This is a genomic window from Qipengyuania mesophila, assembly GCF_019711655.1.
GTDB classification, from domain to species: domain Bacteria; phylum Pseudomonadota; class Alphaproteobacteria; order Sphingomonadales; family Sphingomonadaceae; genus Qipengyuania; species Qipengyuania mesophila.
In genome coordinates this window covers 1-17,118 of record NZ_JAIGNU010000001.1, presented here as the reverse complement: position 1 = coordinate 17,118, position 17,118 = coordinate 1, and the positions used below count along the sequence as shown (strand labels likewise).

The window sequence follows — 17,118 nt, the reverse complement described above, 5'->3', positions numbered from 1 at the left end:
AAAGGCCGGGGGGCATGCAGGACGTTCTCGACGAACTTCGTAGCGCGCTGCACACGGTGTGGAACCGCCGCTGGGTCGCGCTCGCCGTGGCCTGGGTGGTCTGCATCCTCGGCTGGCTCGCGGTCGCCTTCATTCCCAACAGCTACGAAAGCCGCGCGCGGATCTATGTCGAGCTCGAAGACGTGCTGTCCGAGCAGCTCGATATTTCGGGCGACGGCAAGCAGGCGATCACCAAGGTCCGCCAGACGCTCGTCAGTGCGGTCAACCTCGAACGGGTGATCCGCAGCACCAAGCTCGGTGACAAGATCGCTACCGACAGCGAAATGCAGGGCGCGGTCGCGGATCTGACCAAGAACATCGTGGTCAAGAGCGAGGAGGACAACCTCTTCGAGATCACCGCAACGGTCGGCAAGTCCAGCCTCAGCGACGCGGAGAACGCGGCGCTCGCAAAGGACGTGGTCCAGAGCCTGATCGACATCTTTCGTGAATCGAACATCGCCGGCAATCGGGGCGACGTGGCCGAAACGCTCGCCTTCCTCGACCAGCAGCTCGAGGACCGCAAACGCGAACTCGAGGCGGCCGAACAGCGCCGACTGGCCTTCGAGGCCGAGCATCCCGATCTGATCGGGGGCACCGGCACGGTTTCGAGCCGGCTGCAGACCATGCGCACCGAAATGCGCGGGATCGATGCCGATATCGCCGCGGCACAAAGCGCGCTGGCGGCGATCAACGGCCAGATTTCCAGCACGCCGCGCAGTATTCTGACCTCCGAAAGCGGCGGCGCGCGCGGGGCCTTGTTGCAGGCGCAGGCACAGCTTGCCGCGATGCGCGCGAAGGGCCTGACCGACAGCCACCCCGACATCCAGGCGCAGAAGCGCCAGATCGAAGCACTGCGCGACCAGGCGGCCAGCGAGCCGGCCGGCTCAAGCGGATCGCCCAATCCGGCGTATACCTCGCTGGTGTCGATCCGCGCCGAACGCCAGGCCAATGTCCAGGCGCTCGAGGCGCGCAAGGCTGCGCTCCAGTCCGACATTTCGGCCCTGATCGCGACGCAGGCCGACGAGCCCGCAGTGGCGGCCGAAGCCAATCGCATCAGCCGCGATTACGAGGTGCTCAAGGACAAGTATGACGAGCTGCTCAAGAACCGCGAGGAAATGCGCCTGCGCGGCCAGGTGGAAACCGAGCGCAGCGCCTTCCAGTTCGAGGTCATCGACCCGCCGACGGCCCCGCGCAATCCCGCGGCGCCCAACCGGCCTCTGCTGCTGCTTGGCGTGCTCGTCGTGGGCATCGCGGTAGGCGGCGGCGTGGCCTTCGTGATGGGGCAGCTCAAGTCGAGCTTCACCACTGCGGAAAAGCTCGAGCGCACGCTCGACCTGCCGGTCATCGGAACGATTTCGCGCTCCATGACCGATGCGGCGCGGGTGCGCGAGAAGCTGCGTCTCAAGCAGTTCCTCGCCGGTGCGGGCGGGCTGGGAGCGGTATGCTTCCTGCTGCTCGTGGTCGAAATGATCCAGGTCGGCTCGGTGGCCTGAGGGGGATACGTGTCAGTGAACAAGCCCACCAATATCGAGCCGCCCAAGGATGGCGCCAAGGACGAGAGCGCCAAGCCCAAGCGCGGCTCTCTGCTCGAACGCGCCAGCGGCACCTTCGGCTTCGACAAGCTCGCGCCCGCCGCAGTGCCCGATAAGCTCGACAGCGACAAGGCCAAGAAATTCGCCCCCAAGCGCCGGACGGAAGCGCCTGCGCCGGCTCCCACGTCCGCCGAACCGCCGCGTCGCCGGGCATCCGACTGGATCGGCGAGTCGGCCACGCCCAATGCTGCTTCCTCGGCCGCCGCGCCGGCGGCGCCAGCGGCTCCCGCCGAGCCCGAAGGTCCCGCCGTTTCCTTCACCGGAGCCAAGAGGGAAATCGTACGCTCGTTGCTGCGCGAACAGGGCCTGATCGATCCCGACGGCGGTGCTTCGATGCTGCTCGAGGAATTCCGCATCGTGAAGCGCCAGGTCCTCGCCTCCGCCAAGGCAGCCGGGAGCCAGCATGCGCGTCGGGTGCTCGTCTGTTCGCCGCATCCCAACGAGGGCAAGACCTTCTGCGCGCTCAATCTGGCGATCGCGCTGGCGGGTGAGCGCGACATGGAAGTGCTGCTGATCGACGCCGATTTCGGCAAGCCTTCGATCATGGGCAAGCTCGGCCTCGACGCCGGAAAGGGCTTCATGGACGTGCTCGCCGACCCGTCGGCGCATGTCGAGGATTACGTCGTCGGGACCGACATTCCCGGCCTGTTCGTTCTGCCCGCAGGTCAGCGCACCGGACGCGACAGCGAATATCTCGCCAGCGAACGGACCTGGTCGGTGCTCAACCGCCTGACCCGCGGCGCGCCCAATCGGATGGTCGTGTTCGACAGCCCACCCGCGCTCGCCGCGACCCCGGCGGCCGAGCTTGCCAAGCACGTGGGCCAGGCGCTGCTCGTCGCACGCGCCGACATGACCGGCCGCGCCGCGCTCGAGGATGCGATCGACCTCCTGTCGGCCTGCCCAGACATCAAGCTGCTGCTCAACGATGCGACCTTCAGTCCGAGCGGCCGCAAGTTCGGCACCTATTACGGATATGGGGAGTAAACCCATGGCCCATTGCACGAAACTCGCGTTGTTTGCCGCCACCACGCTGGGCGCGGCTCTGCTCCACGGGGCGCCGCTGCACGCGCAGTCCTACGAGGGCGCCGATGCCGGCGAGAGCGAGTCCGAAGGTGTCTCCTATGGCGGCGGTCGGACCAGCATCGATCCCTATATCGAGGCCAACTCGCTCGCCAGCTGGCAGATTTCGCCGGGCAGTGACGTGGTCACCTACACCCAACTCGCCGCCGGCGTGGATGCCTCGATCGTCGGTCGCAACAACGGCGGCAGCGTCTCGCTGCGCTACGAACGCAATTTCGCGCATCAGTCGGAAGGTGCCGATTCGGACACCATCACCGGTGTAGCGCGTGGCTATGCCTCGATCGTTCCGCGCGTCCTGACGGTGGAAGCGGGCGCGCTCGCGAGCAGCACGCGCGTCGATGCCCAGGGCCGCTCGGTGATCAATCCGATCGTCGACGACAATCTTACGACCCAGACCTATTCGGCCTATGCAGGACCCACTCTCCAGACGCGCGCGGGCGATGTCGATGTCAGTGCGAATTATCGCATCGGCTACACGCGCGTCGACGGGCCCGATTTCGTGACCACGACGGGGACCACCGCGGATCTGTTCGACGAGAGCATCACCCATAGCGCGAACCTGCGCGCTGGAACCCGCCCGGGTGAACCGCTCCCCGTCGGGATCGGCGTGGGCGCTGGATACTACCAGGAAGACGTCTCCAACCTCGACCAGCGCGTGCGCGATGCCTACTTCCGCGGCGACGTGACCGTCCCGCTGTCACCGACGCTGGCAGTCGTTGCCGGTGCGGGTGTCGAGGATGTCGAAGTGTCGAGCCGAGATGCGGTGCGCGACGCGGACGGCAATCCGGTGATCGGCACCGACGGTCGCTATGTTACCGACTCGGCCAGCCCGCGGATCATCGCCTACGAGGCGAGCGGGCTGATCTGGGATGTCGGCGTCGTCTGGTCGCCCAGCAGCCGCACCCAGCTCGAGGCGCATTTCGGCCATCGCTACGACAGCGAAACCTTCTACGGCAATTTCAGCTGGAAGCCGAGCAGCCGCAGCAACCTCTCGATCGGCGTCTACGACGGGATCCAGGGCTTCGGCGGCCGCCTGAACAACGCGCTTGCCGCCTTGCCGACCGATTTCACCGTCACCCGCGATCCGGTCACGGGTGAGTTGACCGGCTGCGTCAACACGCTCGACGGTAGCGGCTGCCTCGACGGCTTGCTCGGCTCGGTGCGCTCCTCGGTCTTCCGCGGACGCGGCGTGGTCGCCAGCTATTCGCGCCGGATCGGCCGCATGACCGCACAGATCGGCGCCGGTTACGACCGCCGCAAGTTCATCGGTGCGCCGGGAACCGTGCTCGCACTCGCCGACGGCATAGTGGATGAGAGCTATTACGTGGCGGCAGGGGTCGGGGGCCCGGTCGGCCCGCGCGGCGCCTTCTCGGTCAATACCTATGCCAGCTGGTTCGACAGCGGCACGGCCGGAGCGGGCAATGTCAGCGCGATCGGCGGTTCGGCGAGCTACAGCGAGGAAGTGGTCCGCAACCTCTCGGCCCGCGCTGCGGTCGCAATCTCGATGCTCGACAGCGATCTCGCACCCGACAACTTCACAACCGCATCGGCCCTGCTCGGCCTGCGCTACGATTTCTGATAGGACGCACCTGATGTACGAAGAATTCTACGGTTTCAGCGAGCGGCCTTTCCAGCTCACGCCCGATCCGGCGTTCTATTTCGAGAGCGTGACGCACAAGAAGGCGCTGAGCTATCTCGGCTATGGTCTCAACCAGGGTGAGGGCTTCATCGTCATCACCGGCGAGGTCGGCTCGGGCAAATCGACGCTGGTCGCGCATCTCAAGCAGAAGCTCGACGACAAGCGCATGACCGTGGGCGAGGTCGTCACCAGCGCACTCGACGGCGAGGAGATGATCCACGTTGCCGCGCGCAGTTTCGGTCTCGATGTCGAGGGCGGCGACAAGGCCGCCGCGCTCGCCTCGATCGAGCTGTTCCTGCACGAAGAGGCGCGCCACGGGCGACGCTCGCTGCTGATCGTCGACGAGGCGCAGAACCTCTCGATCGGCGCGCTCGAAGAGCTGCGCATGCTGTCGAACTTCCAGCTCGGCTCGCACCCGCTGCTGCAGACGCTGCTGCTCGGCCAGCCCGAGTTCAAGCAACTGCTGGCGCATTCGGATGAACTCGAGCAGCTGCGCCAGCGGGTCATCGCGGCGCACCATCTCGAACCGATGCAGCCGGGCGAAATCGAGCCCTATGTGATGCATCGCCTGCACCATGTCGGCTGGAACGGCAATCCCGAGATGGCGAGCGGCATTTGGGTCAAGCTGCACAAGGCCACCGGGGGCATTCCACGCAAGGTCAACCAGGTCATGACCCGCCTGCTGCTGCTGGGCGCGGTCGAAGAACAGGCTGTTCTCGAGCCCGACATGCTCGATGCGGTGGTGGAAGAAATGGCCGGCGATGCGGCACCCGAAGTGCCGGTTGCGGCCAAGCGGCGCCCGGATCGCGACCTACCGGCAGCCGACGCGATCGCGCGTGCGCGCGACGAGGACCGCCCGGCACCGCCAGCCCCCGCGACTGAACCCGACACGACGCGCGAGAAGGGCCTGCTCGATCACCAGATCGAAGCGATCGAGGCTGCTTTCGCCGAGCGCGACAAGCATCTCGCCTCGCTGCGCCGTGAAGTCGAAAAAATGGGTGAGAATCGCGCCACTGGCGATATGTCCGAGGAAGTCGATCAGCGACTGGCGGCGATCGAAGCGCGGCTTGACGAGCAGGAACGCTCGCTGCGCCATGTGCTGACCATGATGATCGACTATTTCGAAGCGCAAGGGTCGCGCGCGGCCGCATAGCTTTCGGGAGGGGGCGTGGACAAGAGCACCATCGTCAACGGCCTCTCGGTCGATGTCGAGGACTGGTTCCAGGTCGGCGCGTTCGAGAACACGATCTCGCGCGGCGACTGGGACGGTCTCGAATTGCGTGTGGGCGACAATGTCGCGCGCATCCTCGACCTGTTCGACGGGGCCGGGGTCAAGGCGACCTTCTTCACGCTGGGCTGGGTCGCCGAGCGCAACAAGCCCGCGATGCGTGCCATTGTCGAGCGCGGCCACGAGCTGGCCAGCCACGGCTACGACCATACCCGCGTGTTCACCTTCACCCGCGCGCAGTTCGCCGAGGACATCGCGCGGGCGCGGGCAATTCTCGAGGATGCGGGCGGACAGGAGGTCACCGGCTACCGTGCGCCGAGCTTCTCGATCGATGCGCGCAATCGCTGGGCGCACGAGGTACTCGCCGAACACGGTTATGCCTACTCCTCCTCGGTCGCGCCGGTGGTGCATGATCACTACGGCTGGCGCGAAGCGCCGCGCTTTGCCTTCAATCCTGTTGCGGGCAGCGATCTCGTCGAAATCCCGGTCACCACCGCGCTCTTTCGCGGGCGTCGCCTCGCGGCGGGCGGGGGCGGCTTTTTCCGCGTGCTTCCCTATGGGTTCAGCCGCTGGGCGATCCGCCAGGTCAATCGCGAGGGGCGACCGGCGGTTTTCTATTTCCATCCATGGGAAGTCGATCCCGGGCAGCCCCGCGTAGCCGAGGCGCCACTGCGCTCGCGGCTGCGGCACTATACCAATCTCGCCCGCATGGAGGGCAAGCTCTCCACCCTGCTCGGTGATTTCGCCTGGGGTCGCATGGATGCGCTCGCCGCACGCGAGATGCCGCGCAGTTTCGCCTGGGCCGCATGACCGACGCCTCGGGACCTGCATTGCTCGTCCGCCAGGCGGACCTCAGCGACGCGCGGGAGCGTGCGCGGATCGAAGCCTTCGTCGCCGAGCACGGCGCGACACCGTTCCACCGGCCGGCCTGGCTGCTGGCAATCGAGCAGGGCACCGGCCAGCGCGGCCTCGGGCTGGTGGCCGAGCGTGCGGGCGCAATCGCGGGCTGGCTGCCGCTGACCGAAGTGCGGTCGGCGTTGTTCTCCCCGGCTCTCGTCTCCAGCGGCTTCGGGGTCGGTGGCGGGGTGCTCTCCGAGAGCGACGAAGCGGGCGCCATGCTGTGCCGCGCGGCGCAGGAGATGGCGCAACGCCTGTCGGTTTCCTCGGTCGAATTGCGGGGCGGGACGGCGGGCGAGGGCTGGGAGCCGATCACCGGCAAGCATGCCAATTTCTCGCGTCCGCTGGCTGCGGACCACGAAGCCGAGCTCGAGGCGATCCCGCGCAAGGCGCGCGCCGAAGTGCGCAAATGCCTGCGCTCGCCGCTCGAGATCGTGGTGGGCCACAGCAATCATCTCGATACATTCTATCGCTGCTATGCGGCGAGCGTGCACAATCTCGGCACGCCGGTGTTCCCGCGCAAGCTCTTCGCAGCGGTGCTCGATCACTTCGGCGAGGACGCCGATATCCTCACCGCGCTGCACGAGGGCCGCGCGGTATCGAGCGTGCTGTCGCTCTATCACAATGGTGCGGTGATGCCCTACTGGGGCGGCGGCGGGGCGGAGGCGCGCGCGCTCAAGTCGAACGAGCGCGTCTATTTCGAACTGATGGATCATGGCCGCGCGCGCGGCTGCACGCATTACGACTACGGTCGTTCGAAGGTCGGCAGCGGGCCTTACAACTTCAAGAAATGGCAGGGCTTCGAGCCCGAGCCGTTGACCTATTGGAGCTGGACAGCCCCCGGCGGCACGGCGCGCAATATCGACCCCACCGACCAGAGCTACTCGGCGAGCATCGACCTCTGGAAGAAGCTCCCTCTGTCCGTGGCGACGCGGATCGGACCCTTCATCGCGCGCGGGTTGGGCTGACGTGAGCGAGATCCTGTTTCTCGCGCACCGCGTGCCCTTTCCCCCGGATCGCGGCGACAAGATCCGATCGCATCACCTGCTCAAGGGACTGGCGAAGCTCGGCCCGGTTCATGTCGGCACCTTCGGCGAGACCGCGCTCGACATGGCGCAGAAGCCCGCTTTGGCGGGGATCGCCAAGACGCATGCGCTTATCCACCGCGCCAAGCCGCTTCCGCTGGCGGGGGCGGAAGCGCTGCTGAGGGTTCGACCGGTGAGCCTGACCGCCTTCGAGGATGCGACGATGCACCGCTATGTCGCGAAGACGCTGACCAACCATCCCGTAGAGACGATCTTCGTCTTCTCCGGCCAGATGGGGCAGTACATTCCCGATGGCTATCGCGGGCGTGTGGTCTTCGATCTGTGCGATGTCGATAGCGCCAAGTTCGAAGCTTATGCCGAAGCCGGCCAGCGCAGGTGGATCAACCGCCGGGAAGGGCGGCTGCTCGCGCGCGAGGAGGAACGGCTGGCCCACCGCGCCGATGTCACACTGCTGATCAGCGAGAACGAGGCCGAACTGTTCCGCTCGCGGGTCGATGATCCAACCGCGGTGCGCTTGCGGCCGCTCGGTAACGGGATCGACGCGGCCTTCTTCGATCCCGCGCCGGTGGCGCTGCAGCCCGATCTCGAAGAGGGCGAGGACCCGCAGCTCGTCTTCACCGGACAGATGGATTACGCGCCCAATATCGCCGCCGCCGAATGGATGATCGAAGAGATCATGCCCGCGTTGCGCAAGACCTATGCACGCGCCCGATTCCACATTGTCGGCCGCGCGCCGGTAAAGAGTCTGCGGGACAGGCATGGCGAAAACGGAACGCGCGTCTGGGGCGAGGTGCCCGATGTCCGTCCCTATCTCAAATCGGCCGACCTCGTCGTCGCGCCGCTGCTGATCGCGCGCGGCGTCCAGAACAAGGTGCTCGAAGCCATGGCGATGGCCCGGCCTGTGGTGCTGACACCGGGTGCGGCCACCGGGATCGATGCCTGCGATGGCGAGCACTTCGCAATTGCGCGAGCCGAACCCGCCTCCATGCTGGCGCGGATCGAGGTTCTGCTCGCCGAGCCGGAGCGCGCGCGGGCCATGGGTCGGGCGGCGCGCCGGTTCGTCGTCGATCGGATGAGCTGGGACGGTGTCGAGGCCGCGCTAGCCGAACTGGTCGGCAAGAGGGCGTCGGCGCGCGATGCCGCGTAACCTCGTCTTGACGCGGTCGACCATGGCGGCGCGGGTTCATCCCGGCCTGATGGTCCTGTGCGCATGGATCGTGCTGGTCGCACTGACCTTCGCCGACTGGAGCGAGATGGCTCACCAGTGGTGGGACATCGATACCTACAGCCACATCCTGCTCGTCCCGCCGATCATCGCCTGGCTGGTCTGGCTCCGCCGCGACGAACTGGTGAAGGTGCCTCTCGCCGGGTGGTGGCCTGGCCTCCTGTGGATGCTGTTCGGCCTGGCGACCTGGCTTGTGGGTCGACAGCTCGGGATCAACACCATAGCGCAGGGCGGGGCGGTGCTGTCGCTGCAGGGGGCGGTGCTCGCGATTCTGGGCCTGCGTGCCGGGCTTCTACTGGCATTCCCGCTCGGCTATGCCTTCGTCCTGGTGCCCTTCGGCGGCGAATTCATTCCGCCGCTGCAGATGATCACCGCCGAAATCGCCACTGCGCTGTCGCAACTGAGCGGCATCGATACCGTCGCCGACGGCATACATATCGACACGCCCGCGGGGCTGTTCATCGTCGCCGAGGAATGTTCGGGGGTGAAATTCCTCATCGCAATGCTCGCGCTCGGTGTGCTCGTGGCATACAGCTGCTTCACCAGCTGGACGCGCCGCTTCTGGTTTCTGCTCGCCTGCATCGTGGTGCCCATCGTGGCCAATGGGATTCGCGCCTGGGCGACGATCTACATCGCGCAGTTCGTCGGCGCAGAGGCGGCAGGAAGCTTCGATCACATTGTCTACGGCTGGGTCTTCTTCGGCGTGGTCATCGCGTTGGTGCTGGGCGTCGCCTGGCGCTGGTTCGAGCGCGAGCCGGAGGAGGCCGGTTTGTCCGCTGAGGACCTCGGCACGATGGCGCTGGTCCACCGATTCGAGGGCTGGCGCGCAAGACCGGCACTGGCCTTCGGTGCAGCGCTGGCTGCCGCATTGGTCTTTGCCGTGCTCGCGCGGCTCGGCTAGGCACGCTCGCCTATGTGCGGGATCGCGGGACTTTTCCATTTCGAGACGGTCAAGCCGGTCGATCCCAAGCGGGTCGAACGGATGACCGATGCGCTGGCGCATCGCGGACCCGATGGCAGCGGTGTGTGGACTGCCCCCGGCGTGGGGCTGGGACACCGACGTCTGTCGATCATCGATCTTGAAGGATCGCCACAGCCGATGCATTCGGCCGACGGTCGTGCAGTGATCGTCTTCAACGGCGAGATCTACAACTACCGCGCGTTGCGCCGCGAGCTCGAACAGGGCGGGGCGGTGTTCCGCACCGATGGCGACACCGAGACCATCCTCGCCGCATGGCAGAAGTGGGGACCCGATTGCCTTTCGCGCCTCGACGGCATGTTCGTCTTCGCGCTCTACGATCTAGAGCGGCGGCAGCTGTTCCTGGCGCGCGACCGGCTCGGCGTGAAACCGCTCTACCTTGCACGGCTGGAGGGCGGGGCGCTTGCCTTCGCCAGCGAGATGAAGGGGCTGCTCGCCCACCCACTGATGCGCCGGCAGATCGACCCGCTGGCGATCGAGGACTACATGACCTGGGGCTATGTCCCCGATCATCGCGCGATGCTCAAGGGGGTGGAGAAGCTTCCCGCGGGCCATTTCCTGCTGCTCGAACACGGGCGCGAACCCGGGCCGCCGCGGCAGTGGTGGGACGTGAGTTTCGCCGAGCGCGAACGAGGGCGGACCGAGGACCTTTCGGCGCAGCTGCTCCACCTGATGCGCGAAGGCGTCACCAGCCGCATGGTCGCCGACGTTCCGTTGGGCGCTTTCCTGTCTGGCGGGGTCGACAGCTCCTCGGTCGTCGCGCTGATGAGTGAGGCGAGCACGGCACCCGTGACCAGCTGCTCGATCGGCTTCGATGTCGAGAGCGTCGACGAGACCCGCCATGCGCGGCAGGTGGCCGAGCTCTTCGGAACCGACCACCACGAGCGCATCGTCTCTGCCGACCAGTTCGGCGAGATCGACCGCATCGCCGCGATATTCGACGAGCCCTTCGCCGATGCCAGCGCGCTGCCCACGCTGCGCGTATGCGAACTGGCGCGCGAACACGTCACCGTCGCGCTGTCGGGCGACGGAGTCGACGAGGCCTTTGCCGGCTATCGCCGCCAGCTGTTCCAGATGCGCGAGGAACAGGCGCGGATGTTCCTTCCAAGCGCGCTGCGCGAGCCCGTTTTCGGCGCGCTCGGGCGGCTCTGGCCCAAGGCCGACTGGGCGCCGCGTCCACTCCGCGCCAGGACGACCTTGCTGTCGCTCGCTGCGAGCGGTGAAGCGGGCTATGCGCGTGCGCTCGCCATCCTCGCCCCCGAGCAGCGCGAGCCGCTTTACGGCGAGACGCTGATCCGCGAGCGCGGAGCATACCGGGCGGAGCAACCGTTCGAGAAGTTGATGCGTGAGGCTCCAGCGCGAAGCGGGCTCGACCGCGCGCAATATGCCGATCTCAAGTTCTGGCTGCCCGGCGACATTCTCACCAAGACCGACCGCACGAGCATGGCGGTGGCGCTCGAGGCACGCGAGCCGTTGCTCGACCACAGGCTGATCGAATTCGCCGCGCGACTGCCACATCGCCAGCGGCTGCGCGGCAACACCGGCAAGTGGCTGGTGAAGCACACGATGGAGCGCTACCTGCCCGAGGACATCCTCTATCGCCAGAAGCAGGGTTTCGTGACCCCGCTCGCGGAATGGTTCCGCGGCCCGCTCGCGGGCGAGGCGCGCGCCATCGCCTCGAGCGAGCTGCTCACCGGCAGCGGATGGTTCGCCCGCAAGGCGCTTTCACGCCTCGCGGACGACCATATTGCGGGCCGTTCGGATCACGGCCGCGTGTTGTGGCAGCTGCTGATGCTCGAGCGCTCGCTGCGGCACCTGCAGCCGAGCGCCTAGCGCGCGTCGACCAGCACTATTTCGGCGTCTTCGAGCGCCTCGACCACGATGGTGTTCTCGCCGGTAACGGCGATCCCGTCGCGCGGCTGCGCCTCGACACCGTTGACCTTGACCCGGCCCTTGGGCGCGACGAGATACTGGTGGCGCTCGCCCGAGGTGGTCCAGGTCGCGATTTGACCCGCCGCCAGTGTCGCGGCAGCAACCTTGGCGTCGGTCCGGATCGGCAGCGCATCGTCGGCCTCGGGAGTTCCGCTCGCAAGCACCTCGAAGCCGCCCTCGCGGGTGGCCTTGGGGAATTCGCGCTGGCCCCAGCCGGGCTGCTCGCCCGCGCGATCGGGGATGATCCAGATCTGGAACAGCGTCGTGTCCTCGTCCTCGAGGTTCATTTCGGCATGGGTGATGCCCGTGCCTGCGCTCATCACCTGCACGTCGCCCGCCGCGGTGCGGCCCTCGTTGCCCAGGCTGTCGCGATGGCTGATCGCGCCTTTGCGCACGAAAGTGACGATTTCCATGTCGCGGTGCGGGTGCAGGGGGAAACCGGTCTGCGCCTGGATCGTGTCGTCGTTCCACACGCGGATGCTGCCCCAGCCCATGCGCTCGGGGTCGTGGTAATTGGCGAAGCTGAAGTGGTGCCGCGCATCGAGCCAGCCGTGGTTGGCATGGCCGAGCGAGGCGAAGGGTCGGATATCGATCATTGGTTTTTCTCACATCGGCGGGGTGTTGACGCCGGGATGCGCCCGATGTGGGTGCGGCGGGAAAGCCGTCAAGAAACACCGGTGTGACTGCCCGGCCTCGGGCCTAGGCGAGGCCATGCCCCCGCGCCATGTAGTCGGCGCTCTGCATTTCCTTGAGGCGGCTCACTGTCCGCTCGAATTCGAAGGCGCCATCGCCTGCGGTGTAGAGGTTCTCGGGTTCTGCCGCCGCGGTGACGAACAGCTTGACGTTGTTCTCGTAGAGCGCATCGACCAGCTTGGTGAAGCGGATCGCCTCGTTGCGGTTGTCGGGCGACATGGCGGGAATGCCGACGACGATCACCGTGTGATAGGCATGCGCGATGGCGAGATAGTCCGCCGCGCCGCGGTTCTCGCCACACAGCCGCTTGAAGCTGAACACGCCGACGCCCTTGAGGCACTTGGGCACGTGCAGCGTGCGACCACCGCCCAGGTCGAGTTCGCCCGAAGGGACGTTGTCGGCATCCTCGGGCTTGTAATCGGTCAGGCGGAAGAAGGCCTCGCGCACCTGCGCCGTCGCGGGATCGCCGAGCGGGGCGTGCCAGGTCCCCATGCCGCCGAGCCGGTCGAGCCGGTAGTCGGTCGGCCCATCGAGCGGGAGCACGTCGAATTCCTCCTCGACGAGGTCGATGAAGGGCAGGAAGAGCGAGCGGTTGAGCCCGTCCTTGTAGAGGTCCTTGGGCGGGCGGTTGCTGGTGGTGACGACGGTCACGCCCTGGTCGCGGATCAGCGCGGTGAACAGCCGTGCCATGATCGCCGCGTCAGCGGTGTTGGTGACCACCATCTCGTCGAAGGCGAGGCAGCGCACGTCGGCGGCGATGTCGCGCGCGACCTTGCCCGTGGGATCGCCCGGATCGCTGGTCCGGCGGTCGCGCATGCGGCGATCGACTTCGAGCATGAACTCGTGGAAATGCGCGCGCCGCTTCTCCACGATGCCCAGCGTCTCGACGAAAAGGTCCATCAGCATCGACTTGCCGCGCCCGACGCCGCCCCACATGTAGACGCCCTGCGGCCGCGCCTTCTTCGGCTTGAACAGCTGCGCGAGCAGCCCGCCCGAGCTGTCGGCCTCTAGGTCCTTCTGCAGCCGGTCGAGCCGTTCTGCGGCCCGTCGCTGGTCGGGATCGACCCTGAGTTCGCCCGCGGCGACGAGCCGCTCGTAGCGAGCGAGCATGCCGCTCACGGGGTGACCCGGCGCTTCATCTTCTTCACGATGCCCGAGAAGCTCGCGACGATGTGATCCTCCTGCTCGACCGCGCCGCGCACGAAGACCATGCTGCCCGTCTCGCGGACGATCTCGCAGACCGCGTCGAGCGGCCGGTCCACCTGGCCGGCGCCGACGAACTGGGTCGACAGTTCCAGCGTGACCGAGGGCCCGGCATTGCCCGTCCCGATCGTGTGCATGGTGGTGAACAGGCTGATGTCGATCAGCGAGAGCGTCACCGCGCCATGGACGATGCCCTGCAGGTTCTCGTGCCGCCGCTCGGGGAACATGCGCAGCCGCGCCTTCCCGTCGTCGTCGACGCGGGTGATGAGCTTGCCCATCACCGCGCCGTTGAACAGGCTCTGGTCCTTCAGGTTCCAGTGGCGCCAGCCCGGATTGTCCGGGTCGGGGCCATGGTCGAAAACGTCGTCGCGCAGCGCCAAGGGATCAGATCGCGCGCTCGGCGATCATCTTCTTGGTTTCGGCGATCGCCTTGGCCGGGCTGAGGCCCTTGGGGCAGACGTTCGCGCAATTCATGATCGTGTGGCAGCGATAGAGCCGGAAGGGGTCCTCGAGCTGGTCGAGGCGTTCGCCGGTCATCTCGTCGCGGCTGTCGGCGAGCCAGCGATAGGCCTGCAGCAGGATCGCCGGGCCGAGGAACTTGTCGCTGTTCCACCAATAGCTCGGGCAGGCGGTCGAGCAGCAGGCGCACAGGATGCACTCGTAGAGCCCGTCGAGCTTCTCGCGCTGTTCGGGCGACTGCAGCCGCTCCTTGCCGCTCGGCGTGGTCGAGACGGTCTGCAGCCAGGGGCGGATGCTGGCATATTGCGCGTAGAAATGGGTGAAGTCGGGCACCAGGTCCTTGATGACGTCCATGCTCGGCAGCGGGGTTATGCGGATTTCGCCCTTGAGGTCCTCGATCGCGGTGGTGCAGGCGAGGCCGTTCTTGCCGTTGAGGTTCATCGAGCACGACCCGCAGATGCCTTCGCGGCACGAGCGGCGGAAGGTCAGCGTCGGATCGATCTCGTTCTTGATCTTGAACAGCGCGTCGAGGACCATTGGGCCGCACTCGTCGAGATCGAGCTCGAAACTGTCGTAGCGCGGGTTTTCGCCGCTGTCGGGATCGTAGCGATAGATCTTGAACTTGCGGATGCGCGAACCGCCCTCGGCCTTGTGGGTGCGGCTCTTGCCGGTGATCTTCGAATTCTTGGGAAGGGTGAAGGTCGCCATTACGCTATCGGTCCTGTTGCTTTGCGAAACCCATCTAGCGGTTCGGGCGAGGGGTGCAAGGCCGAGTGTACCGCTAATCCTCGCCTGCGGGTTCCTACACATGGACCGGGTGTTACACGGTCCAGGGCGAAAACGCCTTCTTCCGCGAAAAGCCCGACAAACCGGGCAAATCCGGGGAACCTGCAGATACTGCCGGGGGTCTAGGTCGGTAGGATGGATGTAGGAAAGCTCTTTCGGCGCGCGGCGATCTTCGGGGCCAGCGGCGGTATCGGCGGTGCGCTGGCAAGCGCGCTGGCCGACCGCGGTATCGAGGTCTGGGCGGGGAGCCGCTCGGGCGAGGCGTCCGACCGGCGATATCGAAGTTTCCGCTTCGATCTCACCGACGAGAGCATGATCGCGGCCGCCGCGCAGGCCATGGCCGAAAGCCCGCCCGAGCTGGTGGTGGTGGCGAGCGGTGTGCTCACGCTGCCCGACGGCACGGGACCCGAGCGCAGCTTTCGCCACCTCGATGCCGCGACAATGGAAGAGGTCTTCCGGCTCAACACCCTCGGGCCGGCTCTGATCGCCAAGCACATGCTGCCGCTGCTGCCCCGCGAGGGGCGCAGCGTCTTCGCGGTGCTGTCGGCGCGGATCGGATCGATCGGCGACAACCGCCTCGGCGGGTGGCACAGCTACCGCGCGAGCAAGGCGGCGCTGAACATGCTGCTGCGGAATTTCGCGATCGAGCTGGCGCGCACGCATCCCCAGGCGGTAGTCACCGGATTGCACCCCGGCACGGTCGATACCGCGCTATCGCAGCCCTTCCAGGCGAACCTTTCCAAAGGCCAGCTCATCGCTCCGCGGGACGCGGCCCAGAACCTGCTGGCAGTGATCGATCGGCTCACTCCGGACGACAGCGGCAAGGTCTTCGACTGGAAGGGCGAGGAAGTCCCCGCCTAGCCCAGCAAGCCGTGGCGCCGGAGCGACTCCGCGAGGATCGTCTCGATCAGCTCTTCCTGCGTCCACCCCGCCATCGCTGCGGCGCGACCGAAGACCTTCTGCGACCACAGATTGCAGTTGAGGTTGAGCTCGAGGAAAGTCACTTCGCCGGTCTCTTCATTCACACGGAATTCGAAGCGGCCATAGTCGAAGGGGCGGTATTCGCCCCACAGCTTGCGGGTGAACTCGGCGATGCGCACGCTCATCTCGGCATTCTCGAAGGGATCGAGCGAGTATTTCTGTGTCCGGTCGACGAGGTCGCGCTTCTCGTAGTAGGTCCGCAGGTGCGAGGGATCGGCCTGGCGGAAGATCAGCATCGGCATGATCTGCGGCTCGCCGCCGATGGTTATGACCGGCACCTCGACATCGCTGCCGTCGATGAAGGGTTCGACCAGCGCATCGTGGCCGAGCGCGTGGACGCTTTCGATCGCGGTCAGCACGCTGTCCCAGTCGGTGGCGTCGTTGACACCCCAGCTGGCCGAGGAATTGTTCGGCTTGACCACGAAGCGCGTGCCTTCGGGACACAGCGCGGGGTCGATCGGCGCGCCGCGGCGATAGATCGCCCAGGGTGCAGTGGGCACGCCCGCGTCGCGTGCTGCGCGCTTGGCCAGATGCTTGTCGTCTGCCAGGCCGCGAATAATCGGGCTCGCGCCGAGATAGGGAATGCCCGCGCGTTCGCACAGCAGCGGGCAGAGCATTTCCGAATTGAAGAAGCCGGCGCGGTTGAGCAGCGGAAAGACGAAATCGACCTCGGGCTTGTCGAACAACACCTCGAAGCGGTCCTCGATCGCGAGGTTGAGTCCGATGCCTTCGAGCACCTGGCGCATTTCGCGATGGTAGGAGGCATGGTTGCCGTCTTCGGGCGAGCCGCTGCCGTCCCACAGCGCATTCTTGGCGATGAACAGGATGCGCAGCCGCTCTCTCGATGCGGAATCGATCGTCAGCGGCGTGGGTATTCGGTTCATCAACATGGCGACCTGCGTGTTTTGTTGTCGTTCACTGCGTCGTTGCGCAGTGCCGGGTTACGCGGTGATTATTGTGCGACCAGTCCGTTGCGCCGCCAGCTTTCGGCAAGCAGCGTCTCGAGCAGATCGGCATGGCTGAAGCCCGCATGGGCGGCGGCCTTGGCCATCACCTTTTCCGACCAGAGATTGCAGTTGAGATTGATCTCAATGAAATTGATATCGCCGGTCTTGAGATCGAGCCGGAATTCGATGCGGCCGTAGTCGAAGGGCACGAATTCCTGCGCTACCTTCTTCGCCATCGCCTCGATCCGGGGCGCGAGCTCGGGATCTTCGAACCGCTTGAGCGCGGCCTTTTCCTTGTTTTCGACGAGATCGCGCTTCTCGTAATAGGTCCACAGGCGCTGCGTGTCCTCGCGCTCGTACCACAGCATCGGCAGCGCGATCGGCTCGTCATC

General features: G+C 66.4%; 16 protein-coding genes. 10 read left to right on the top strand and 6 right to left on the bottom strand.

Going from position 1 to position 17,118, the window contains the following annotated elements:
- Positions 1–14 precede the first annotated feature (14 nt).
- The 9 genes from K3181_RS00080 to K3181_RS00040 are packed head-to-tail and all read left to right on the top strand — an operon-like array spanning position 15 to position 11,558.
- A complete protein-coding gene (locus tag K3181_RS00080) occupies positions 15–1,532 on the top strand; it encodes an XrtA system polysaccharide chain length determinant (RefSeq protein ID WP_221599649.1) in 1,518 nt (505 codons plus the stop codon).
- A gap of 15 nt (positions 1,533–1,547) precedes the next feature.
- Positions 1,548–2,615: a P-loop NTPase family protein gene (locus tag K3181_RS00075; protein WP_345725425.1), complete on the top strand. Its 1,068-nt coding sequence runs from the start codon at positions 1,548–1,550 to the stop codon at positions 2,613–2,615.
- A gap of 4 nt (positions 2,616–2,619) precedes the next feature.
- Entirely contained in the window at positions 2,620–4,290 is a 1,671-nt protein-coding gene (locus K3181_RS00070; RefSeq protein WP_221599644.1) for a preprotein translocase subunit YajC, read from the top strand.
- A 13-nt stretch (positions 4,291–4,303) separates the two neighbouring features.
- Positions 4,304–5,503, top strand: a complete 1,200-nt coding sequence (locus K3181_RS00065; RefSeq protein ID WP_221599642.1) for an XrtA/PEP-CTERM system-associated ATPase — start codon at positions 4,304–4,306, stop codon at positions 5,501–5,503.
- Between the two features lie 15 nt (positions 5,504–5,518).
- Complete coding sequence (locus K3181_RS00060) at positions 5,519–6,388, top strand: XrtA system polysaccharide deacetylase (protein ID WP_221599640.1); 870 nt, start codon at positions 5,519–5,521, stop codon at positions 6,386–6,388.
- The gene (locus K3181_RS00055; protein WP_221599638.1) at positions 6,385–7,443 is read left to right on the top strand and encodes a FemAB family XrtA/PEP-CTERM system-associated protein; all 1,059 of its coding nucleotides are present in this window, start codon (positions 6,385–6,387) and stop codon (positions 7,441–7,443) included. Before K3181_RS00060 ends, K3181_RS00055 begins: the two co-directional genes overlap by 4 nt.
- Position 7,444: 1 nt before the next feature.
- Complete coding sequence (locus tag K3181_RS00050) at positions 7,445–8,668, top strand: TIGR03087 family PEP-CTERM/XrtA system glycosyltransferase (RefSeq protein WP_221599636.1); 1,224 nt, start codon at positions 7,445–7,447, stop codon at positions 8,666–8,668.
- Positions 8,658–9,647: an exosortase A gene (gene xrtA / locus K3181_RS00045; RefSeq protein WP_247714808.1), complete on the top strand. Its 990-nt coding sequence runs from the start codon at positions 8,658–8,660 to the stop codon at positions 9,645–9,647. Before K3181_RS00050 ends, xrtA begins: the two co-directional genes overlap by 11 nt.
- 12 nt (positions 9,648–9,659) lie before the next feature.
- Positions 9,660–11,558: an XrtA/PEP-CTERM system amidotransferase gene (locus tag K3181_RS00040; RefSeq protein ID WP_221599634.1), complete on the top strand. Its 1,899-nt coding sequence runs from the start codon at positions 9,660–9,662 to the stop codon at positions 11,556–11,558.
- Here the strand turns inward: K3181_RS00040 and K3181_RS00035 are convergent.
- The 4 genes from K3181_RS00035 to K3181_RS00020 all read right to left on the bottom strand — a co-directional run bounded on the left by K3181_RS00035 (position 11,555) and on the right by K3181_RS00020 (position 14,720).
- The gene (locus K3181_RS00035) at positions 11,555–12,253 is read right to left on the bottom strand and encodes a pirin family protein (RefSeq protein WP_221599632.1); all 699 of its coding nucleotides are present in this window, start codon (positions 12,251–12,253) and stop codon (positions 11,555–11,557) included. The two genes, K3181_RS00040 and K3181_RS00035, sit on opposite strands and share 4 nt — an antisense overlap.
- A gap of 103 nt (positions 12,254–12,356) precedes the next feature.
- Positions 12,357–13,469, bottom strand: a complete 1,113-nt coding sequence (zapE, locus tag K3181_RS00030) for a cell division protein ZapE (protein ID WP_221599630.1) — start codon at positions 13,467–13,469, stop codon at positions 12,357–12,359.
- Complete coding sequence (locus tag K3181_RS00025; protein ID WP_221599628.1) at positions 13,466–13,933, bottom strand: PaaI family thioesterase; 468 nt, start codon at positions 13,931–13,933, stop codon at positions 13,466–13,468. The genes zapE and K3181_RS00025 overlap by 4 nt, the downstream gene beginning before the upstream one ends.
- A 4-nt stretch (positions 13,934–13,937) precedes the next feature.
- Positions 13,938–14,720: a succinate dehydrogenase iron-sulfur subunit gene (locus K3181_RS00020; protein WP_247714807.1), complete on the bottom strand. Its 783-nt coding sequence runs from the start codon at positions 14,718–14,720 to the stop codon at positions 13,938–13,940.
- A 213-nt stretch (positions 14,721–14,933) separates the two neighbouring features.
- Between K3181_RS00020 and K3181_RS00015 the strand changes: the two genes are divergently transcribed.
- On the top strand, positions 14,934–15,659 hold the full coding sequence (locus tag K3181_RS00015) for an SDR family NAD(P)-dependent oxidoreductase (protein WP_221599626.1): 726 nt from the start codon (positions 14,934–14,936) through the stop codon (positions 15,657–15,659).
- Here the strand turns inward: K3181_RS00015 and K3181_RS00010 are convergent.
- Complete coding sequence (locus K3181_RS00010; protein WP_221599625.1) at positions 15,656–16,663, bottom strand: D-alanine--D-alanine ligase family protein; 1,008 nt, start codon at positions 16,661–16,663, stop codon at positions 15,656–15,658. The genes K3181_RS00015 and K3181_RS00010 overlap by 4 nt on opposite strands.
- 68 nt (positions 16,664–16,731) lie before the next feature.
- On the bottom strand, positions 16,732–17,118 hold a 387-nt coding region (locus K3181_RS00005; RefSeq protein ID WP_486659996.1), incomplete at its 5' end, for a D-alanine--D-alanine ligase family protein.